Raw genomic sequence first — 21,546 nt, 5'->3', positions numbered from 1 at the left:
GGAAATAATGCTGCCGCTTCTAAGGCAGCCAGCGATGCTTCGGACGCTGCCAGTGATGCTTCGGCAGCGGCTAGTGCCGCTGTTAGTCATGCCAGTGCCGCTTCCAGTTATGCTAGTGCGGCTTCTAAAGCAGCGAGTGATGCGGCCGTGAAGGTCGCTAGCGATACGGCTAAAGCGGCCAGTGATGCCGCTGACGCTGCTAAGAGTGCCGCTGTTGATCAAGCAAATGCTTCTAATGCAGCTAAGGATGCCGCCAGTGCGGCTAGTGACAATCCAAGTGATGCTAACGTTCAAAGTGATCATAATATCGCTTCCAGTGCCGCCAGTGCCGCTTCCAGCGCAGCCAGTGTAGCGGCCAGTGCCGCTAGTGCGGCTTCCAAAGCTGCGAGTGATGCCATTGCTCATTCGGCAGCGGCGAGTGCAGCCGATGCCAAGGGTGATAGTGCCGCGGCCAATGAGGCTAAAAAGAATTACTGGAGCGACGTTAGTGCGGCTTCAAACGCTGCCAGTGACGCCAAGGCTGCCAGTGATGCCGCTAAGAACGCGGCGGCGAGTGCTGCCAGTGCGGCCAGTGATGCCGCTGAACGCAATAAGATTAGCGATGCCGCCAAAGTCGCTAGTGATGCATCGAATGCGGCTTCTGCTGCATCGGATGCGGCTAGTCAAGCAGCAAGCGATGCTGGTAAAATTACTGATCCAAACGCATCAAGCGCCATTAATGAAGCGGAATCTGCTGCTAGTGAGGCGGCAACTGCTGCCAGCGCGGCAACAAGTGCTGCCAAAATTGCAGCCAGTGAAGCTAGTGCGGCTTCGAGCGCAATGAGTATTAATGACAAATCGGCTGCTTCAATTGCTACTTCTAACGCTGCTAGTGCGGCAGCAGAGGCTTCTCAATATGCTAGTGCGGCTTCAAGCTATGCTAACGTGGCAAAGAGCGCCGCTGCTACGGCTCAAACTATTGTTAATAACGATGTCGCTACTGGAGCGATTACGAATGCAACTAGCGACACAGAAAATGGTGAAAACAGTCAGGAAACAACAACCCCAGAGTCAAATTCAACCACTTCCGATTTACCTAACCAAGCAACTGGTAGATACTACGATGCTTTGAAGACAAACACGTTTGTGACTAAACACGGAATGTATCGTTATAGCGGCAAGAAGTTTAGTACTTCGAAGAAACTTGGTTATGTTGCGTCAGGATCGGTTCTGCACGTTGTTAAAGTGGTCAAAAATGGCAGAACAACGCGCTTCTTGCTCAAAGACGGTTCGTATGTAACGGCCTTGAAGTCGTTTGGATCGTTTATTTCAATCAACTCAGGATACAGAATTGATATGAAGGGTACTTGGTATGTAGCTTCTAGTAAGGGAATTTATGAGTATACTGGGAAAACATTCAAGCATGCTAAGAGGGTTCGTTACTTGAAGAAAGGTATGCAGCTACACGTCAAGCGAATTGTCAAGAGTGGTTCAATAACGCGGTTTGAACTGACAAATGGTCGTTATGTGACTGCTAAAGCAACAATGGTCAAACGTAATATTAAGAAGACTAATTTCCGCTACGTAACCAAGAAAAACGTTCAGGTAATTAATCCTAAAGGTGTTTATGAATACAAATCTGCAAGCTTGCAGAAGAGTAGGCGGCTCAAGCCTGTTAAGAAGGGAATCATTTTAACAGTTCAAGCGACAATCCAGCAGAATGGTAAGAAGCGTTACCAATTGACAAACGGCCATTACATCACTGCTAACGCCAAATTTATCAAAAACACTAAGAATCAATAGAACTTAATGAATACTGAGCAAACATCACATTGGTTGAATCAGTTAATAAACGTTATAATTAATGCAGATGGGCAAAGTTGTGATTCGGATATTAATTTATAAAGGTTGGATTTTCAACCGATATAAATTCAAAACGGACGAGATAACTTTCTCGTCCGTTTTGATACATAAATCTGAATGATGGAGGGAACTTATGTATTATTTTTTAAATACAACGATTAATATTAAAAACTCAGGAATTGGTCATGCGCAGTTAAAACGATTTGCTTTATTTAAAAAGTATGGGCAACCAGCAAAACTATTAACAACCAACTATAATCGAGACTTGCCGGTTGCATTGAAATACCATGGCATCGACAAAAATCAGTCAGTCAATCTGTTTGATTTTTTTGGCGGGACGGAAGATGTGGAATTCAAAAATTTTGAGATTAAGGATCTTAACTTACCCGATGATTTCGAAATTCGTAAGTCCGAGGATCACTTTGATGGTTTAGAAAATGGTCAGATAATTATGCGAATTACCATGCGCAAGGATAATCCAAAATGCATTGATTCATTAATGTATTTTGACTCTGCAAAAAGGGTGGTCGAAGTTGACTGGTGGGATCCGCGAGGCTTTAAAGCACAACAACAGTTCTTTGATAAAAAGGGGAAGATTCGAGTTGAGCGCCTTTTAAATGACCAGGGAAAGGTTTATTTTGAATCATTTCAATTTGCAAAGAAATTTGACACAGTTAACAAAACGTTGTACCGATTGGTAGATTACAAGGGCTACGATCGAGATTTTGATGGTTTTAAGAATTTGGCCCGTTACTTTTTCGATGAATTAAGCAAGCGCGATCAAACGCAGGACGAAAATGACATTATTATTAGTGATGCTGGCTATGAATTGTCGTGGCCGCTGCTACACATGGAGCAGCCAGCCTTTCGAGTGATGCAACTTCATAATAATCATACAAATGATCCAGTTGATTATATGAACTCCGACTTGAACTTTAACTACGAATACCCGCTTGATAATTTTAAAAAATGGCAGGGAGTTATCGCGCCAACCCAAACCCAAGTAGATCATGTTCAAGCGCGATTTGGCACTAAACCTAAGACCTATTTAATTTCGGTTGGAATTGTGCCAGATGCCGTCATGGAACGGCCTAAGCAGGACTTTAATAAACGGATTGATGGCAAAATCGTTCAAATTGCGCGATTATCGCACGAAAAGCGAATTGATCATGCAGTTAAAGCAATTGCCAAAGCAGTTAAAAAAGTGCCAAATATCACGCTTGATATTTACGGATATGCTAATGATGATAGTGGCGATAAGGCTAAAAAACTGGTTGACCAGTTGGGTTTAAAGAAGGTTATTAGTTTTAAGGGTTATGTTAACGATATTAATAAAGTTTATGATGAAGCTCAACTTTCTATTCTGACAAGTACGGCTGAAGGGTTGCCATTATCGCTTATTGAAGCTCAGTCGCATGGGGTTCCGTTGGCATCTTATGATGTACATTATGGACCACGAGATGTGATTAATAACGGTAAAGATGGTTATTTGGTCAAATCAGGAGATATTGATGGCATGGCAGATGCAATTGTCAAAATCATGTCGGATGATAAACTTCGAAAGCAATTTAGTGACACCGCTTATGAATCCCGAAAAAAATATTCTGAGGACAATGTTTGGAAACAATGGCAGACGTTGGACAAAGATGCAACGAATTATTTTAAGGCACTTAGGAAGGGAGACTAGTCATGTACTATTTTGTTAATGAGTATTTCTATGGTTTAAATTCTGGCATTGAGCACGCCGAAATGAAGCGATTAAACCTTTTCAAGAGTATGAACGTGCCAGCAAAATTAGTAACGCGGGAATTCAACACGCAGTTACATCGGAATATGGCAAAGTTTGGGCTTCATTCAGATGATGTGGTCAATATGTTTGACTTCTTCCAAGGAGCCACCAATATTGAAACTAAACAAGCTAAAATAAAGGATGCCAAAGTGAATCCGGATTATGAAATCTCACCGGATTCAACTGTCAGCAAGGTGTTTCGCGTCAATTTACTAAATAATCGTGTTATTTTTATGGCTGGCACGTTTGGCCAGCTTGACACAAAAGAATCCTTTGATAAATATCAAAACTTTGTTCAAGCCGAGCAGTGGGACTGGCGTGGATTCAAATCTTGTATTAAATACTATGATGATGAATCCCATTTAATTCGAGATGAATATTTGGATATTCATGGTAACACAGTGCTTGAAGCTGCCTATGGAGGTGAAGGAGTTTCCCAGTCAGATATGACGTTTATTCGCCTCATTAATTACAAGGGCCATGACCGCTTCTTTGGTAACATCGATGAATTATTCACGTTTTTTTTAGCAGAGCTAGATAAAGTACAGACGCCTGGAGAAAATACCTTTATTGCGGATCGACCTTTGCCAACATACAAACCTGTGATGAGCATTCCGAGTCAATCGCGGAAATTTATATTCATGCCAATGATCCAGACAAATCAAAAATATTCGCTATCTGATGGCGCCCTAGCGGATATTTATCAGGATGCGTTGTCAAGAGAAAATATTGGATTACTTAACGGGATCATTGTTGCGACCAAAGCCCAACAAAAAGACATGGCTGACCATATTCAAAAAAAGATTGGGGTAGATACCCCCGTCATCTATTTACCGGCCGCTACAACCGATGGGGTTGTGCCCGTCGCCGGTGGTAAGAAGGACCAGATTATCTTTGTTGGCCGTTTGGGCAACGACAAGGGGATTGTCCGACTTATTCAAATGTTTAAAGAGGTTCATAATCACTTAACAAATTTGAAGCTTGAAATATATGGATACGGTGAAGCCAAAAAGCCAGCCCAAGAAGAAGCTAAGAAACTGGGAATTGATGACGTCGTTGATTTTAACGATTACCAAATTGACTTATCAAAGCCCTATTCAGAAGCTCAATTGTTTGTCACACCTACACCGGTTGATATTGAACCGTTGGCACTAACTGAGGCAGCCAGTTATGGCTTGCCGATGGTAGCGTTCAATATTGCTTATGGACCAAGTGAGATTATCCGTGATGGCTGGAACGGGATGTTGTTCAGAGATGGGGAGACAAAGGAAATGGCAGAAGGCATTGCAGTATTGCTAAAAGATCCTAAGCGACTTGCCGAATATTCAGAAAATGCTAGAAAGACTGCCGAGAAGTTTAGCAATAAAGCAATTGCTAAATTATGGCAATCTCAAATTGTAAATAACTAATAATTGAATATGCAAAAAAATCCTCCGCAGTAAAATGCGGAGGACATGCACAACAAAGCGATCAGCTTACTTCTTAGCTGGTCGCTTTTCGTTTTTCCTCTTTTTATCCTTATCCTTCTTATCGTGGCCTAAGAACTTATCTCGTTTGTTATCGTTAGGATCCATCTCGGCGAACTTGCCGAACATGGCATCTAAATCATTTTGGCGATTAACTTTCAGTGACATTGGGTTCATCTCCTTATCCCTTTTACGTCATTATCATAGCAAAATTAACTCATAAAGTCATCTCTGTCAACTGAGCAGTTGATTTGCTTGAATAATTTGAATATGTTTTGTATAAAAATAACTAATTTACGAAATATATTGCATAAATTATGGTTATGGTGTAATCTAGTTGGTATTATAAATTCATGAGAGAGGGAAAGTTAATGAAGAAGCGTGTTAAAGCAATCATTCAGGTTATCATGGTGATTGGCATATTCCTAACTTTAGGAATATGGCAGACTACCCAAGCTGATGCAGCGGACAATTCACTGCAGCGAATTAAGCAACGAGGCGAGCTCATCATGGTCACCAGCCCGGATTATCCACCGTATGAATTTCAGGTGAATAAGAATGGGAAGAGCCGGATCGTGGGGATGGATATTGACGTTGCCAAGAAAGTTGCCAAGGATCTGCATGTTAAGCTGGTTATCAAAAGTATGAATTTTGATTCACTCTTGGTAGCTATTCAAACTGGCAAGGCGGATATGGCAATTGGTGGGATTAACCCCACCACTACCCGCCGTCAAAGTGTTGACTTTTCAAAGATTTATTATTCAGGCGGCCAAAGTTTTTTGATTAATTCCAGTGACGTTAATAAATACAAAAGTGTCAAAAACTTGCGCGGCGCAACGATTGGTGCCCAGACTGGAACCTTGCAATATGGATTAGCTAAAAAGAAGATTCCTAATTCCACCGTTAAGGGGATGGATAAATCGACTGACTTAGTGCTTGCTTTAAAGACGCATAAAATCGATGCGCTAGGGATTGAAAAACCCAGTGCGGAAGCTTATGTTAAAAACGATCCAAGCTTAAAAATGATTCCTTCTGGTTACCATTTGGATAAAAATGAAGTTGGGGCGGCCATTGCCTTTAAGAAAGGTTCAGATAGCTTGGTTAACGCGGTCAATAAAAGTATTGACCAAATCAAACAGCAGCATTTAACCGATCAATATTTGGCCAGTGCCGGTAAATACATGAAGGTCAATACGGTTAATACCTCAATGTGGCATTATTGGTCTTATTTTGCTAAAGGGGTTGAATACACAATCCTCATTTCGATTGTGGCAACGTTCTTTGGTGTTTTGATCGGGGTTATTTTAGCCTTGATGCGATTCAGCAAGCAAAAGTGGATTCGCGGTTTGGCAATTAGTTACACGGAGTTTATTCGAGGAACCCCACTGATGGTCCAAGTGATGTTTGTTTACTTTGGGATCGGCGTGGTGGTTAATATTCCGGCGCTGATTTCAGGGATGATTGCTGTGTCACTCAATAGTGGTGCGTACGTTGCCGAAATTATTCGTGGCGGGATTAATTCCGTTGCCGCGGGGCAAACGGAAGCGGCTGAAAGTTTGGGCTTATCTAAACGGGATATGATGCGGTTCGTCATTTTGCCACAAGCATTTAAGAATATCTGGCCAGCTTTGGGCAATGAATTTATTTCCTTAATTAAGGAAAGTTCAATTGTATCGATTATTGGCGTTACCGACTTGATTTACCAGTTGAACATTGTCCGGGCCGATACGTACCGTGGCGTTATGCCGATTTTCGTGGCCATGTTACTGTACTTTATCATGACGTTTGCGTTGACAAGGTTGCTGAATCACTACGAAGGGAAGATGAAACATGCAGGATAAAACGATTCTTGAAGTTAAACACCTTAGCAAAAAGTTTGGCGAGACTGATGTGCTAAAAGATATTGACGGAACGGTTAAGTCCGGCGAGGTTATTTGTGTGATTGGCCCATCAGGTGCCGGCAAAAGTACCTTTCTTCGCTGCCTCAATTTACTTGAAAAGCCGACGAGTGGCGAGGTAAACTTTGAGGGCACAGATTTGACTAATGTTGACGATAAGCAGCTGGTCAAGTTGCGAGAACGAATGGGCATGGTATTTCAAAGTTTTAACTTATTTCCTAATATGACAGTCATTGAAAATCTAAAATTGGCGCCAATCCGGGTCAAAGGCATGGCTGACGCGGAAGCGGAAAAAACGGGAATGCATCTTTTGGGTTTGGTTGGCTTGCAAGAAAAGGCCCACGTGTACCCTAGCAGCCTGTCAGGCGGCCAACAACAGCGAGTGGCAATTGCTAGGGCGCTGGCAATGAACCCGGAAGTCATGCTGTTTGACGAACCAACCAGTGCGCTGGATCCAGAAATGGTCGGCGAAGTGCTGGAGGTCATGCAAAAGCTGGCTAACGAGGGGATGACGATGGTTGTAGTCACGCACGAAATGGGGTTTGCCAAAGAAGTGGCAGATGAGGTATGGTTCATGGCTGACGGCTATATCTTAGAAAAGGGAAAACCGGAAGACGTGTTTGACCACCCACAAAACGAACGGGCAAAGGATTTTATTGGGAAGATTATTCAAAGTGTGTAGAGTGCGAGAGTGCGGAGCCAAGCGGTTAGCAATCGGAGCATAAGCACCTTTGCCAGAAATCCCCGGTTTTGGGATTTCTGGCAAAGGTGCTTATGCGCAGATTGCTGCTTGGCGGAGCACGTTTCTGCTAGGTCGCCTGGAAACAGAAATTCCCGGGCCTGGAATTTTTGTTAGAGGTGCTTATGCGGAAGTTTCTGCCTAGCCGAGCACGTTTCGACCAAGTCGCCTAGAACAGAAATCCCCGGGTCTGGGATTTTTGCCAAAGGTGCTTATGCGCAGATTGCTGCTTGGCGGAGCACGTTTCTGCTAGGTCGCCTGGAAACAGAAATCCCCGGGCTTGGAATTTTTGTTAGAGGTGCTTATGCGGAGGCTTCTGCCTAGCCGAACGTCAGCCGCCAAGAAATTTTTATTAAACGCCTCTAAGAGAACAACAAACACTATTTAATTGTTTTCATAAAACGCCATCAAAAACTGAATAGGGGCTTTCTTTAAACCACCAACGTTGATTAACCACTTAAGTTGGTGGTTTTCTATTGATAAATCGTAGACATTCTTTGAATTTTCCAAATGGCCAATATTTATTATTTACAAACCTTCATTGCCTTCGATTGTCTTTTATTGAACAGAACATACATTCGAGTTATACTTTTATGGTGAATATTTAAAGGGGGTGAGCCTAGTGGCAAGTGAATATCTGGAACATAAATTAGCATTATTACCTGATTTGCCTGGTTGTTATTTAATGAAGGACATTAATGGCAAAATTATCTATGTTGGTAAGGCCAAAAATTTGAAAAACCGGGTTCGCTCGTATTTTAAGAGCAGCCATGAAGGCAAGACGGCCCGATTGGTATCTGAAATTGCCGATTTTGAGTACATTATTGTTTCCAGTGATAAGGAAGCCTTCTTACTAGAAATTACCTTAATTCAAAAACACCGCCCGTATTTTAACATTAAATTAAAGCAGGGAAATAACGGTTACCCTTATATTAAGATCACTAATGAACGGGACCCACAAATCAAAATTGTTAATTCATTGGTTAAGGATGGCGGCTATTACTTTGGCCCGTATCCAAATGTTTACGCGGCTGAAGAAACGGTTAATTTTCTTCAAAAAGTTTATCCGCTGCGAAGGTGTAATGGCTTTCAGAACCGACCATGTCTGTACTACCATATGGGCCAGTGCTTGGGCGCATGCTTTCGAGTGGTTCCCGAAGAAGAATATGCGAAGCAAATTAAGCGAATTAAGTCCTTTTTAAATGGAAACGTAGCTCACGCAAAGCAATTATTGACGGCGCGGATGCAAAAAGCAGCTGCCAAGATGGAATACGAGCGGGCCGCTGAAATCCGCGATTTGATTAAGTATATTGAAATTACCGTTGAGAAGCAGAAAATCATTTCAACCGATAATACGCCACGAGACATTTTCAATTATTATATGGACAAAGGTTGGTTATCCATTCAAGTCTTCTTTATTCGTCAATCGCGATTGATGAAACGTGAAAAACGATTGTTTCCAATTATTGATGACCCTGAAGAAGAAATGGTCAGTTTCATTTCACAATTCTATAAACAGAAAAACCAATTACTGCCAAAGGAAATTCTGGTGCCAAAGTCACTGCCAGCAGACGTTATCAGCCGCGTGGTCGATGACGTTGCAGTTAGAACACCGCAAAGAGGCCAGAAACGTGACTTACTGGAAATGGCTGGCAAGAACGCCCAGTTAGTTTTGGAAGAAAAGTTTCGTTTGTTGGAATTAGATGAAAGCAAAACAACTGGGGCGATGAAGGAATTAACTGACGCAATGGGAATTGCGCCCGGCCACAAGATTGAAGCGTTTGACCATTCGCACATTCAAGGCGCTGATTTGGTTTCTGCAATGGTGGTCTTTGTTGATGGGCAGCCTAATAAGAACCTTTATCGAAAATACAAACTAAAGACGGTTGATCATGCCGATGAAGCCGCCAGCACCAAAGAAGTTATTAGAAGGCGGTATACGCGATTGCTTAAGGAACATGCCGAACTGCCTGATCTGATTTTAATGGATGGCGGGGTTATTCAATTGAATGCGGTCAAGGATGTGTTACAAAATGAGTTGGGATTGAATATTCCAGTCGGTGGCATGGTCAAAAACGAACATCACCAAACTGCGGACTTGTTATTTGGCAATAACGATACTCCGCTTAGATTAGATCCGAAGAGTCAGGGCTTTTACCTGCTGCAGCGAATCCAAGATGAAGTTCACCGATTTGCGATCACGTATCATCGAAAGGTGCACACGAAGAATTCTTTGGGGTCTCGACTGGATGCAATTGCCGGCGTTGGACCAAAGACACGTAACAAGCTATTGCGTAAATTTGGCTCCTTAAAGAAGATTTCGGCAGCCTCAATTGATGAAATTAGATCACTGGGAATTTCGGAAACCACGGCGCAAACGATTAAGTTCTCGTTAAGTAAGATTGAACAAGAACGAAAAGTGGTTAACTATCAGGATAAAAAGCTGACCCGTGACTAATTATTAAGTAATTAATCAATTTTTCAGAACCCTTTGACCTGGCCGGACAAACTCGGTATACTGCATAAGTGTCTAAATAGTAATTCGTTTGTAGGGATTAAATTAAATGGTGATAACATGTTTGTTGATCAAGTTAAAATAGATGTTAAGGCCGGAAATGGCGGCAATGGAATGGTTGCTTTTCGGCGAGAAAAATATGTACCAAATGGCGGTCCTGCCGGCGGCGATGGTGGTCGTGGCGGTAACGTCATTTTTAAGGTCGATTCAGGGATGAATACCTTGATGGATTTTCGGTATCACCGAAAGTTTAAAGCTAAAAATGGCGGCGGGGGCGCTAACAAATCAATGACAGGCAAAAGTGCTGATGATTTGGTTATCCCCGTTCCAGAAGGGACAACGGTCACCAATACGCAAACTGGTCAGGTGATTGGTGATTTAACCAAACCCAATCAAGAACTGATCGTTGCCAAGGCTGGTCGTGGTGGTCGTGGCAATATCCATTTTGCCAGCCCGACCAACCCAGCACCAGAAATTGCTGAAAATGGCGAACCTGGCGAAGAAGTTTCCCTTCAACTTGAGTTAAAAGTATTGGCTGACGTTGGGTTAGTAGGTTTCCCATCTGCTGGCAAGTCAACGCTACTTTCGGTCATTACGTCAGCTAAGCCTAAGATTGCTGGTTATCACTTTACAACATTGGTACCAAATTTAGGGATGGTTCGCTTGGATGATGGCCGTGATTTTGCGGTGGCCGATCTTCCCGGCTTGGTTGAAGGCGCCTCTAAGGGTGTCGGCCTTGGCTTTCAATTTCTTCGCCACGTTGAGCGGACGCGGGTCATTCTTCATTTAGTTGATATGTCCGGCGTAGAAGGCCGCGACCCTTACGAAGATTTTGAGGCAATTAACGAAGAACTGGCAACCTATGACCCTAAAATATTAAAGCGCCCACAAATTATTGTTGCTACTAAGATGGATTTGCCGGATGCCGAGGGAAACCTCGCGCAGTTTAAGCAAAAGTTGGCGGCTAGTGAGGCGAATAGACTGGGTCAACTCGAAGTCTTACCAATTTCGTCGGTTACCCACGCAGGGCTTAACGAGTTAGTCCAAAAAACAGCTGATTTATTGGACCAAACTGACCTTTCTGATTTGCAGCAGCCTAAGTCAGATTCCAAGACTTATGAATACGAAGCCCAACCTGAAAGTGATTTTCAGATTTCATATGATCAAGAACTTGAGTCTTGGGTGATTAGCGGGGCTAAAATCGAAAAGCTCTTTAAGATGACAGATACGGCTCATGAGCAGAGTATGTTACGGTTTGCCCGGCAAATGCATGGGATGGGAATTGATGATGCCCTTAGAAAAGCAGGGGCCAAAGACGGTGATACGGTCACCATCTTGGACTTTTCATTTACTTACGTGGAATGATTAATGACAAATAAGACAGGGAAGATTTCAATGCAACAAGTGCACACACAAAAAAAGGGAAAGCGGCTTAAAAATAGCCGTTATATTACCGGATTTGACGGAATTCGGGCAATTGCCGTTGTGGGGGTTATCGTTTACCATTTGTTGCCATATAAGCTTCAAGGCGGTTATCTGGGGGTACCAATCTTTTTTGTTGTCTCTGGATATTTAATCACTGATTTGCTACTGCAAGAATGGGAACAAAATGGCAAAATTGATTTCTGGGGGTTCTACGCTAGGCGACTTAAACGTCTGTATCCTGCCCTGGTCTTCATGCTGGTTGGAACCGGCACGTACATAACCCTTTTTCAGCGATCATTATTAACAAATTTACGATCAATTATCACAACTAACTTGCTTTATTTATACAACTGGTGGGAAATTGGCCATGGTCAAAGCTACTTTGACCGCTTTAACGGCGAATCACCGTTTACGCATCTGTGGTCATTATCAATTGAAGGCCAGTATTATTTAATTTGGCCACTCATTTTAATTGCAATGGTCTTAATTATTCGCAAGCGTAAGACAATTGCTTACCTGCTGTTTGGCTTAGCAGTGGTTTCTGCGGTTTTAATGGGTGTTTTCTACACCGGTCCCGATACGCTAAACCGGGTTTATTACGGAACGGATACCCGAATGTTTACGATTATTTTTGGCGCGTTATTGGCCGTTATTTGGCCATCAACGCATCTCAAAAAACAGGTCTCAACGCAATCAAGGTGGACGCTAAATACCATTGGTCTGCTGTCGTTTGCGGCAATGGTTTATATGTATTTTGAATTAGCGGGTCAAAATACGTTTACTTATCGGGGCGGGATGTTCTTAATGGCCGTGGTATCGACGGCCTTGATTGCTGCTTGTGCGCACCCCGGCGCCGATATTAACCGTTGGTTGACTAACCCAGTATTTTCGTGGATTGGTACGCGGAGTTACGGGATTTATCTTTACCAATTTCCAGTCATGATTTTTTATGAGATGCGGATTAAAGATATTGCGGCTCACCCCATGATGCATGCCGTTATCGAAATTGGCTTAATTATGATTATTAGTGAACTGTCATATCGGTATATTGAGGCGCCGTTACGTCATTATCGGTACCATAACTTGGGCCGTTCAATCTATGAATTTTTCCAAAAAGATTCGATATATGGTTTAAAACGTCTGTGGATGATTCCAGCAATTTTATTAATTGGGATTTCGGCTTATGGGAGTGTGATCTCGCCAACTAAGGATGCTAAAAATGGCCTGCAGGAAAGCATTTTGCAGAACCAGACGAGTGCAAGCGTTCAAAACAAAAAAGCACTGGCCAAGCAAAAGCGTGCCCAAAGAATTGCTGAAAACAAGAAGCGCATGGCAAAATTACTTAATAAAAAGTTAACCCCGCGTCAATATCAAACAGCCAAAAAATATGGCTTAACTAAGCGCCAGTACTTAACTGTTCATCAACAGCCGCTAACGGCAATTGGGGACTCAATCATGGCTGATAACAGTAAGGATCTGCAGACAGTCTTTAAACAAGCTTATGTTTCTGCGGCTGTTGGCAGACAAATCTGGCAGGCGGGAGACGTTCTAACTGCTCTTAAGAAGAAAGGCGAGTTGGCGCCGAATGTTTTAATTAATTTGGGAACAAATTCCCCGATGACGCCAGCACAAATTGATAAAGTGGTTAAGGCAGTTGGCAAAGGCCACCGAATTTTCTGGGTTAACTGCCATGTGCCGACACGAAATTGGGAAACCGAAGTAAACCAAACTATTCAGGGCGCTTCAAAAAAATATGCGCATTTTTACGTGATTGATTGGCATGGTTATAGTTATAATCGGCCCGATTGGTTCTGGAGCGATAATGTCCATCCCAATCCCAAGGGAAACATTCACTATACGCAGTTAGTAGCTAAACAGATTAGTCAACATTTAAAGATGAAATAATAATGCATAAAGGCCTCTTAAACGGGATCGTGAAGTGTTCCGTTTAAGAGGCCTTTATTTTTTGCGAAGACCAAATGCAATTTAAAATCAACAAGCAGAAGTTGGGCTGGTTATCATAAAATCAGTGATTGTGGCGTCAGTCAAAATTGATACTAGGCACTGATGAAAGACCTTGTCAGTGAAGAAATCGAAGTTAACTAGCCCTAAGGCGACGTTAGTTAAGCTTAACTTGCATTTTATGGTTCGGCGCATTGGAAACTTGCTTGCCATTAGTTGTAAAGATTGGCCCAAAGTCAATTGTGAGCGTCTTAGCTGGCTTATTTCCATAGTTGTACAAATAACCGTTCATCACAAAGGTTGCGGATTCATGGGCAGGAATCTTATTACCCGCCGAAGAATCTGATAATTGATCCACCGTGGTTAAGCGCTGGCCGGTACTTGTTTTAACGGTTTGGACGCCATTGAGGGCAACCTGGAATGCGTGCTTATTAGTTACCGTGTAATTTAGGACAAAGGTATAATAAGTATTTGGAATGGTGGTAATATTGAGTACCTGCTCAGCGGCAGCTTTAGCTTCTGGGGTTTTAGCGGTATTCTTTAAGACCCGGACCTTATCAACTTGGTAGTTTACGCTACCAGTGGACAGGGTGGCATGGTTACTGGTAATTTTTGCCAATTGCTGTTCAGTGCCAAAGCGATCGTAGCTAAACTGGTGAGGACTGGTTAAATTGCCATTTTTAACATAGTGCTTATTTTGAACCACTTTTTTGGGAACCTTGTACTGATAATTGCCCAGATCTTTGGTTGAGGATTCCTTTGATTTGGTAGAAGCTGATGAACTGCTATTTTGCATATTAGCTTGGAGTGAGTTTTTGCTTTGTGAGCTGGTTTTTGGTTGATGGGCGCACCCTGCGATGCCAACTATTAAAAATGCACACAGGATAACGGCGAGTTGACGTTTTTTCATATTTAATACCTCTAATAAAAAACGATTGATTTATTAACAATTCTAAACCCAAATACCAATTGATGGTTAATTGCTGTCCTCAAATTGGTCTTTGGTGATAGGTGACTGGTTCTAGTAATAAATTGGTCTAATGTTATTGTAGCAAATTGGCGCCGAGATTGGCTGCTTGCATTCAAGATTAATGACTGCCCGTCAATTGTCAATTGATTAACCGGCACATAATGCTTCCCTTCCGCGATTAAAAGGGTGAGTTTGGGATTAAGTGTGTTGCTGGCACGGTAAAATTCGTCTAAATTCAAATTAGGCCACTCCTTACTCATTAGTATTTTACTCGAATTATGATACAATTGAAAAGTGATTTTTAAAGAAAGCGGTGAATCTTAATTGATTATGAGCCGTTTTCTGGTTACGCGATTTTAAAATTAAGGAAACGATAATAATGCAGATTGAATTTTTAGGAACTGGAGCCGGTTCTCCAGGTAAGTTTCGTAATGTATCAAGTTTGGCACTTCGATTATTGGATGAAATCAACTCAGTTTGGTTGTTTGACGTCGGTGAAGGCACCCAACATCAAATCTTACGATCGACCATTCGACCTAGGAAAATTGATAAAATATTTATTACTCATCTTCATGGCGATCATATTTTCGGCTTACCAGGCCTTTTAAGCAGCCGGTCATTTCAAGGCGGCGATGGGCCACTTGATATATATGGGCCTAAAGGAATCAAGGACTATGTTAACGTCAGTCTGCGGATTTCCGAGAGTCGATTAGGTTATCGCATCAATTTTCATGAGCTTCCTAAAGATACGAATGGTTCCATTTTTGAAGGGGACAAGTTTTCGGTATTTGCCGCGCCGCTGGATCATCGAATTACGAGCTTTGGCTATCGGGTTGTTGAACACGACCATCCTGGAGAGCTAATGGTTGATAAGCTGGCTCAATTGGGGATTCCCTCTGGACCGATTTATGGCCGCCTGAAGAAGGGAGAGGTTGTCGAATTAGCTGATGGTCAAGTTATTGATGGCAAAGAAATGATTGGCAAACCACAACGTGGACGGATCGTAACGATTATTGGCGATACTAGAAAGACACCGAACGCCGTTAAATTAGCTGAGAACGCCGATGCCTTGGTTCATGAAAGCACGTTTGGGAAGGGTGAAAATAAACTGGCAAAGAGTTATTTTCATTCAACCAATACGCAAGCCGCTCAAATCGCCAAGAAAGCGCATGTTAAACAACTATTATTGAATCATATTTCGGCGCGTTATACAGGAAAGATGGCCCATGAATTAGAGAAGCAGGCTAAAGCAATCTTTCCGAATTCAAGGGTCGTCAAGGACTTTGATATTGTTGATGTTCCATTTATTAAAAATTAATGATAATTATGGTAGGCAGAAGGCGACTTCTTGTCCTCAAGTTGAAGGTTGTGATTGCTGGATAAGGGAGCTTGAATTTGGGCTTTAGATGTTTGGTTCGGCTTACTTTGTAGGACAGCTGCGCCAGGCAGAAAACTACACATAAGCACCTCTGACAGAAATTCCAAACCCGGGAATTCCTGTCAGAGGAGCCTTATGTTCCGTTTTCTAAGCGCCTGGCTTCGCTCACTGTTATTAGGACAGCTGCGCAAAGCAGGAACTTCCGCATAAGCACCTCTAACGAAAATCCCAGACCCGGGGATTCCCGTTAGAGGAGCCTTATGCTCCAGTTCCTAATCGCTTTGCTTCGCTCACTGGGGGATTGACATGAAAAAACAAATTACAACAATTATTGGGATTATTTTGATTATCGTTATTGCATTATTTGCCTTAATTAATTTCGAGTCAGTCGATGTTAACTTCGGGTTTGCGTCTGTTCGAGTACCACTAGTTTTATTGATCTTAATTTCAGTTTTAGTAGGCGCATTAATCATTTTCTTACTCTCATCGATTTTAAACGTTAAAAAGAATCGCCAATATCGTGGTCTGGAACAGCAAAGTGAACAACGCCAAGCTGAGTTGACACACCAGATTCAGGAGTTACAGGCATCTCTTAAAGAACTTGAAATCAGGTTAAAAAATGCTTCGGGCAAACAAGAGCTGGGGGTAAAGGATCAGCAAATCAGCAGTTTGGAAGCCGAAATTGATCAGTTGTCGGAAAAATTGTCACAAAAGTAAGGTAGCGTGTTTGAATGATTGAATCAAAGTATGATTGGCAAATTGAGCAAGCTCAACCAGATGCCATTACCAGTTTGGCCAAACAAGCGGGTGTCGATGGGTTTATTGCCCAGCTGTTGCTTCAGCGTGGTATTGATACACCGGAAAAGGCAAATACATTTTTGAAGCCGTCCATCGAAGCATTCCATGACCCATTTTTGATGCATGATATGAAAAAGGGGATTGCGCGAATTCAACAAGCAGTTGAAGCGGGCGAACAAATAACCGTTTATGGCGATTACGATGCCGATGGGATTACAAGTACAACCATTATGTACGAAGTGCTGACTGATTTAGGTGCTAATGTTAATTATTATATCCCCAATCGATTTTCTGAAGGATACGGTCCTAATGCGGCTGCTTATCAAAAGATTATCCAAGGTGGAACAACTCTCATTGTGACAGTTGATAATGGTGTGGCTGGTCATGATGCGATTGCAGTTGCAAATGAGTTAAAATGTGATGTGATTGTTTCTGACCATCATTCGTTGCCAGAAGTATTACCAGACGCTTATGCGGTTATCCATCCCCGACTGAAGTCAGCAACTGGTGCCTCCTATCCATTTGGCGATCTATGCGGGGCCGGGGTGGCCTTTAAAATTGCAACGGCATTGTTAGACGAAGTGCCAACCGATTTGCTGGATTTAGCTGCGATTGGGACGGTTGCTGATATTGTTTCGCTGCGGGATGAAAATCGGGCGATCGTTAAATTTGGGATTCAGGCAATTCAAAACAGTCAACGCCCGGGGTTATTGGCGCTCATTAAAGAGGCCGGTGGTCAACTTGACCAGTTTGACGAACAAGATATTGGATTCGCTGTCGCCCCCCGGCTCAATTCACTTGGTCGAATGAAGGACGCAACCGTTGGAGTTGAACTCTTATCGACCTTTGACGAAGAACAGGCAATAGAACTTGCCAAGTTTGCCAATCAACAGAATGATCTGCGTAAATCTTTAGTCGACCAATTTTATAAAGAGGCAGTTGAGCAAGTAGAGACCGGTTCTGATCTCAATCGCTCAACACTGCTGGTAGTTGGCGATAATTGGCATCAGGGGGTGTTAGGAATCGTTGCCAGTCGGTTGGTTGAAAAATATCAACGGCCAACATTAGTCCTTACTAGCCAGGATGGTACTGACGACGTCAAGGGGTCGGGTCGCAGCATTGACCAATTTGACTTGTTTAAAGCAATTGATCCGATTCGAGACCAACTTGTCGCTTTTGGCGGCCACCATTCTGCCGTTGGATTAACTGTCAAAAAGCCAAATGTATCGCTATTGAGTGATCAACTGGAAAAAGCTGCCGAACAGCAGCAATTAGATTTATCTGCAAAGCCCAAGATTGAAGTTGCTGCCAAAGTTGGCATTGATCAACTAAATAGTGATTTAGTTGGTCAACTTAAAACACTAGCACCGTTCGGGCAAGATAATCCCAAACCCATTTTTGACGTTTCCTACGATCAGGTTCAAAGCGTTAAAACGATGGGGAAGGGGGCGGATCATCTAAAATTTACGCTTGCTAAGGGTAACACCTCATTAGTGGCAGTTGCGTTTGGCAAGGGGGCGTTGGCCGCCCAGATTCATCCGGGAGCAACTGATCTAGAGGTAATCGGCGAGATTGGTGAAAACACTTGGAATAATCGGACAACCCTCCAATTAATGGTGGATGATTTGAAGCAGCCGGCGGCTCCGGTCGTTGATCGACGAACCCGAGTACTTCATGAACAAATGTTTCGGCAAGCCGGGACATATGTTTTCTTCCACGAGCGCAATTTGACGCAGTTAAAACCTTATTTTGCCGATAATTGTCGCGCAGTGATGTATGATCAACTGACAAGACAGACTTTTCAGGATCAGAATTTGTTTGTTGTTGATTGTCCGGACGTGGTAGCTGATCTAGCCGATGTTTTGCACCGAACCCATCCTAAGACGACAACGCTTTATCTCTACAAAAAACAATTAGTTTCAAAAATGGGGATGCCAGATCGGCATTCTTATGCTAAACTGTTTAGGTTCGTTAAAGAGAATCCGAATATTAATATTGCGACCCAATTAAAACGTTTATCTAAGCATTTGCACATTGCTGAACGAACAATCATTTTTATGATCCAGGTGTTTCTTGAACTGGATTTCATCACAATTAATGACAGAGTTGTTAACTTGAACCCTCATTACCAAGCTCATGATCTTAAATCCGCGCCAAGTTTCCATTTGAGACAGGAACAGATGAAGGCTGAACAACAACTCCTGGCTTCTAGCACCCGTGAATTGATTGATTTTGTGAAGGATTGTTTGGACAGCTGATGAAAGGAAGAATTACTATGTCAATTGATTTTTCAAAATACATTGCGTCATATCCAGACTTTCCCGAACCAGGCATTTTATTCAGAGATATTTCGCCACTGCTTGAGGACGGTGAGGCGTATCGGGCAGCCACCGATCAAATTGTGAAGTTTGCCCAAGACCGCAACGTTGAGATGATTGTCGGCCCAGAAGCTCGGGGATTTATCGTGGGCTGTCCTGTCGCTTATAAGTTAGGGGTTGGTTTTTCACCTGCCCGTAAGAAAAATAAGCTGCCAGGAGAGACGATCGAAGCAAGTTACGGGCTGGAATATGGCAAATCGTCTTTATATTTGCGTACCAATGCTGTTAAACCTGGCCAAAGGGTGCTAGTGACAGATGACCTACTTGCAACTGGTGGGACAATTGATGCGACGATTCGGCTCGTTGAAAAGCTCGGTGGGATTGTCGTCGGCACGGCCTTTTTAATTGAATTAACTGAACTTAAGGGTCGTGAAAAGGTTAAGGATTACGATTTCTTTACGTTACTCAAATATTAAAAAGCGTTCAGTATGGCCGAGTCATCGGCTATACTGAACGTTTTTAGTAATCTCGACTTTTTTGAGCGCAAGTGCGTGGGAGTACTAATTAAGTTTTTTCTTTGAGTGGATAACTGAAGGCCATTCAAGGGTGTTTAATATGGAAAAAGGGGGCAAAGGACTACTAATGAGGATATTGTAGATGAAGATGTTCAGACTTATTAAGTTATTGCGAGCGTAAAATTGATTCTAATTTGAGCAGTGGTCATCATCTGGCCAGAAGATTTTAGAAGGGCAAAATAAAATGCCACAACTATTAAAGCTGCAGCATTCTTGATTGATATATTAAAGGTGAGTACAGGATTTGAACCTGCGCGCCGGTATTAGCCGGTTCGCCGGATTTCGAGTCCGGTGCATTACCACTCTGCCAACTCACCAGAACAAAGACAATTATATCAATTGTCTACGGAATTGTAAATTGTTCATTCTTTAGTTGGGGAAAATTTTGCTTTGATGAAGCCAATAATTGCTGGAATTAGCGAAACAAGAACGATTCCGATAATGACCATCGAGAAATTATCTTGGACAACCGGAATATTACCAAAGTAATAACCGGCTCCGCAACAGATTAAAACCCACGTGATGCATGCTGCGATGTTGTATTTAGCAAATCGGCGGTAAGGAAAATTACTGGTTGCAGATACAAACGGGATGAGCGTTCGAATGATTGGCATAAATCGGCCTAAGAAAATGGCCATCGCCCCATACTTTTCAAAAAACTCTCTGGCTTTCAAAAGGTCTTTTTCTTTAATGAATTTCCCAAGAATACGATGTTTTGGGATTAATTCACCAAATTTGTTCCCAAAAAAGAAGTTTAACGAATCACCGGCAATTGAAGCAATCAAAAAGAGAACAATGAATATACCAATATTTAAATTGTAATTTGCGTTGGCTGCAAGTGCAGCGGCGGCAAATAGGAGCGAGTCGCCAGGGAGAAACGGAAAAATAACTGCCCCAGTTTCGATAAAAATAATCGCAAATAGGATTAAGTAAGCCGAATTTCCAAATGTGTTGACAATATTTACCAAGTGGTCATCAATATGGAGAATAAAGTCGATTAATGTACTCAAATGATCGTTCCTCCTACATTTTATTATGTCTGATTTTAGCAGATAAGAGGGAATTCTTCTAATAATGTAGGGGAGCTTTACCAAAAAACAACTTTTATTGTGGCGTGATTGGATTCACGATACAATATTAAGCAGGAATGGCTAAAAACGAGGTGATAAAAATGATTTTAAAAGTTGGGATGCGCGTCAAAGGTAAGGTAACAGGCGTTCAACCATATGGAGTCTTTTTGGATATTGGCGATCACAAGCAAGGACTGATCCATATTTCGGAGTGTCGAGCCGGGTATGTTGAGGATATTAATAAGCTCTTTCAAGTGGGTCAAACGGTACAAGCGTTAATTATTGATATTGATGAGTATTCCGGCAAGATTTCCTTATCAACCAGAAGTAGATTAGTTGACCTGAATATCTTTAATGATGCTCGACCGGTCAAACTACCTCATATGCATTATTGGACCAATTACCGCCTTGACATTGGTTTTTCTACTATAGCTGAGTATCGTAAAAATTGGCTGGACGAAGCAAATAATCTGTTTCGGTAAAAAAGTACTTGACCGTCATTTCATATCTTGGTAAACTATTATTCGTTGTCAAATATTGATTGGATATTTAATTTAAAAAAGCAAGAAAAAACTACTTGATTTAAATTTGAAAATCTGATAATATTAAATAGTTGTCAAAAGCGATGAACAAGCGCTTCCGACAACGGAAGTAGCTCTTTGAAAACTGAACAAAATTTTCGACAAACAAATGTGCAGGGCGTTCCGAAACATTTCGGAACCAAACATTTGCGAAGTCAATTCGTAAAAACCAAGAATAAATTTTAAATCATGAGCTATTAACAGGCTTATCATTTTAAAA

17 protein-coding genes and 1 tRNA gene are annotated in these 21,546 nt (G+C 42.2%); 13 read left to right on the top strand and 5 right to left on the bottom strand.

The window, feature by feature from the left end:
* From YK48G_RS12625 to YK48G_RS12615, 3 genes are all read left to right on the top strand, one after another.
* Positions 1-1,782: DUF5776 domain-containing protein (locus tag YK48G_RS12625; RefSeq protein ID WP_232365379.1), on the top strand; the 1,782-nt coding region annotated here is incomplete at its 5' end.
* Between the two features lie 193 nt (positions 1,783-1,975).
* Entirely contained in the window at positions 1,976-3,529 is a 1,554-nt protein-coding gene (locus YK48G_RS12620) for a glycosyltransferase (protein WP_203631068.1), read from the top strand.
* 2 nt (positions 3,530-3,531) lie between these two features.
* The gene (locus tag YK48G_RS12615) at positions 3,532-5,040 is read left to right on the top strand and encodes a glycosyltransferase (RefSeq protein WP_203631067.1); all 1,509 of its coding nucleotides are present in this window, start codon (positions 3,532-3,534) and stop codon (positions 5,038-5,040) included.
* A 66-nt stretch (positions 5,041-5,106) separates the two neighbouring features.
* Here the strand turns inward: YK48G_RS12615 and YK48G_RS12610 are convergent, their stop codons facing one another.
* A complete protein-coding gene (locus YK48G_RS12610) occupies positions 5,107-5,265 on the bottom strand; it encodes an SPJ_0845 family protein (RefSeq protein WP_203631066.1) in 159 nt (52 codons plus the stop codon).
* 203 nt (positions 5,266-5,468) lie between these two features.
* Between YK48G_RS12610 and YK48G_RS12605 the strand changes: the two genes are divergently transcribed.
* From YK48G_RS12605 to YK48G_RS12585, 5 genes are all read left to right on the top strand, one after another.
* Positions 5,469-6,938: an ABC transporter substrate-binding protein/permease gene (locus YK48G_RS12605; protein ID WP_203631065.1), complete on the top strand. Its 1,470-nt coding sequence runs from the start codon at positions 5,469-5,471 to the stop codon at positions 6,936-6,938.
* Positions 6,928-7,677 carry an amino acid ABC transporter ATP-binding protein gene (locus tag YK48G_RS12600; protein WP_284692043.1) on the top strand — a complete coding sequence of 250 codons (750 nt, stop codon included), beginning with the start codon at positions 6,928-6,930 and terminating at the stop codon, positions 7,675-7,677. Before YK48G_RS12605 ends, YK48G_RS12600 begins: the two co-directional genes overlap by 11 nt.
* Positions 7,678-8,356: 679 nt before the next feature.
* On the top strand, positions 8,357-10,192 hold the full coding sequence (gene uvrC, locus YK48G_RS12595) for an excinuclease ABC subunit UvrC (RefSeq protein WP_203631064.1): 1,836 nt from the start codon (positions 8,357-8,359) through the stop codon (positions 10,190-10,192).
* Positions 10,193-10,309: 117 nt separating this feature from the next.
* Entirely contained in the window at positions 10,310-11,614 is a 1,305-nt protein-coding gene (gene obgE, locus YK48G_RS12590; protein ID WP_203631063.1) for a GTPase ObgE, read from the top strand.
* 30 nt (positions 11,615-11,644) lie between these two features.
* A complete protein-coding gene (locus YK48G_RS12585; RefSeq protein WP_203631069.1) occupies positions 11,645-13,579 on the top strand; it encodes an acyltransferase family protein in 1,935 nt (644 codons plus the stop codon).
* Between the two features lie 214 nt (positions 13,580-13,793).
* On the opposite strand, the gene YK48G_RS12580 is transcribed toward YK48G_RS12585, so the two are convergent.
* Positions 13,794-14,546 carry a hypothetical protein gene (locus YK48G_RS12580; protein WP_203631062.1) on the bottom strand — a complete coding sequence of 251 codons (753 nt, stop codon included), beginning with the start codon at positions 14,544-14,546 and terminating at the stop codon, positions 13,794-13,796.
* 11 nt (positions 14,547-14,557) lie between these two features.
* Positions 14,558-14,845 (bottom strand): hypothetical protein, encoded by a 288-nt coding sequence (locus YK48G_RS12575; RefSeq protein ID WP_203631061.1) that lies wholly within the window; start codon positions 14,843-14,845, stop codon positions 14,558-14,560.
* A gap of 140 nt (positions 14,846-14,985) precedes the next feature.
* Here YK48G_RS12575 and rnz point away from each other — a divergent pair, with 140 nt between their 5' ends.
* The 4 genes from rnz to YK48G_RS12555 all read left to right on the top strand — a co-directional run bounded on the left by rnz (position 14,986) and on the right by YK48G_RS12555 (position 19,576).
* Positions 14,986-15,924 carry a ribonuclease Z gene (gene rnz / locus YK48G_RS12570; protein ID WP_203631060.1) on the top strand — a complete coding sequence of 313 codons (939 nt, stop codon included), beginning with the start codon at positions 14,986-14,988 and terminating at the stop codon, positions 15,922-15,924.
* 366 nt (positions 15,925-16,290) lie between these two features.
* Positions 16,291-16,701, top strand: coding sequence for a lipopolysaccharide assembly protein LapA domain-containing protein (locus YK48G_RS12565; RefSeq protein WP_203631059.1), 411 nt, complete (start codon positions 16,291-16,293; stop codon positions 16,699-16,701).
* 14 nt (positions 16,702-16,715) lie between these two features.
* Complete coding sequence (gene recJ / locus YK48G_RS12560; protein ID WP_203631058.1) at positions 16,716-19,040, top strand: single-stranded-DNA-specific exonuclease RecJ; 2,325 nt, start codon at positions 16,716-16,718, stop codon at positions 19,038-19,040.
* 17 nt (positions 19,041-19,057) lie between these two features.
* Entirely contained in the window at positions 19,058-19,576 is a 519-nt protein-coding gene (locus tag YK48G_RS12555; RefSeq protein ID WP_203631057.1) for an adenine phosphoribosyltransferase, read from the top strand.
* Positions 19,577-19,904: 328 nt separating this feature from the next.
* Here the strand turns inward: YK48G_RS12555 and YK48G_RS12550 are convergent.
* A tRNA-Ser gene (locus YK48G_RS12550) sits at positions 19,905-19,992 on the bottom strand.
* A gap of 45 nt (positions 19,993-20,037) precedes the next feature.
* Complete coding sequence (locus YK48G_RS12545; RefSeq protein ID WP_203631056.1) at positions 20,038-20,685, bottom strand: VTT domain-containing protein; 648 nt, start codon at positions 20,683-20,685, stop codon at positions 20,038-20,040.
* 161 nt (positions 20,686-20,846) lie between these two features.
* On the opposite strand from YK48G_RS12545, the gene YK48G_RS12540 reads away from it, so the two are divergent.
* A complete protein-coding gene (locus YK48G_RS12540; protein ID WP_203631055.1) occupies positions 20,847-21,227 on the top strand; it encodes a CvfD/Ygs/GSP13 family RNA-binding post-transcriptional regulator in 381 nt (126 codons plus the stop codon).
* The last annotated feature ends 319 nt before the right edge of the window (positions 21,228-21,546 follow it).

The sequence above is a fragment of the Lentilactobacillus fungorum genome (assembly GCF_016860605.1).
Classification (GTDB): Bacteria; Bacillota; Bacilli; order Lactobacillales; family Lactobacillaceae; genus Lentilactobacillus; species Lentilactobacillus fungorum.
Note: the sequence above shows the minus strand (reverse complement) of the source record. Positions and strands in the feature narration are given on the sequence as shown.

What these genes read in the sequence shown, in the direction of transcription:
- obgE (WP_203631063.1), top strand. Translation starts at nt 10,310, where the DNA reads ATGTTTGTTGATCAAGTTAAAATAGATGTTAAGGCCGGAAATGGCGGC.
- recJ (WP_203631058.1), top strand. Translation starts at nt 16,716, where the DNA reads ATGATTGAATCAAAGTATGATTGGCAAATTGAGCAAGCTCAACCAGAT.
- YK48G_RS12555 (WP_203631057.1), top strand. Translation starts at nt 19,058, where the DNA reads ATGTCAATTGATTTTTCAAAATACATTGCGTCATATCCAGACTTTCCC.
- YK48G_RS12565 (WP_203631059.1), top strand. Translation starts at nt 16,291, where the DNA reads ATGAAAAAACAAATTACAACAATTATTGGGATTATTTTGATTATCGTT.
- YK48G_RS12615 (WP_203631067.1), top strand. Translation starts at nt 3,532, where the DNA reads ATGTACTATTTTGTTAATGAGTATTTCTATGGTTTAAATTCTGGCATT.
- YK48G_RS12585 (WP_203631069.1), top strand. Translation starts at nt 11,645, where the DNA reads ATGCAACAAGTGCACACACAAAAAAAGGGAAAGCGGCTTAAAAATAGC.
- YK48G_RS12610 (WP_203631066.1), bottom strand. Translation starts at nt 5,265, where the DNA reads ATGTCACTGAAAGTTAATCGCCAAAATGATTTAGATGCCATGTTCGGC.
- YK48G_RS12620 (WP_203631068.1), top strand. Translation starts at nt 1,976, where the DNA reads ATGTATTATTTTTTAAATACAACGATTAATATTAAAAACTCAGGAATT.
- YK48G_RS12540 (WP_203631055.1), top strand. Translation starts at nt 20,847, where the DNA reads ATGATTTTAAAAGTTGGGATGCGCGTCAAAGGTAAGGTAACAGGCGTT.
- YK48G_RS12600 (WP_284692043.1), top strand. Translation starts at nt 6,928, where the DNA reads ATGCAGGATAAAACGATTCTTGAAGTTAAACACCTTAGCAAAAAGTTT.
- YK48G_RS12605 (WP_203631065.1), top strand. Translation starts at nt 5,469, where the DNA reads ATGAAGAAGCGTGTTAAAGCAATCATTCAGGTTATCATGGTGATTGGC.
- YK48G_RS12580 (WP_203631062.1), bottom strand. Translation starts at nt 14,546, where the DNA reads ATGAAAAAACGTCAACTCGCCGTTATCCTGTGTGCATTTTTAATAGTT.
- rnz (WP_203631060.1), top strand. Translation starts at nt 14,986, where the DNA reads ATGCAGATTGAATTTTTAGGAACTGGAGCCGGTTCTCCAGGTAAGTTT.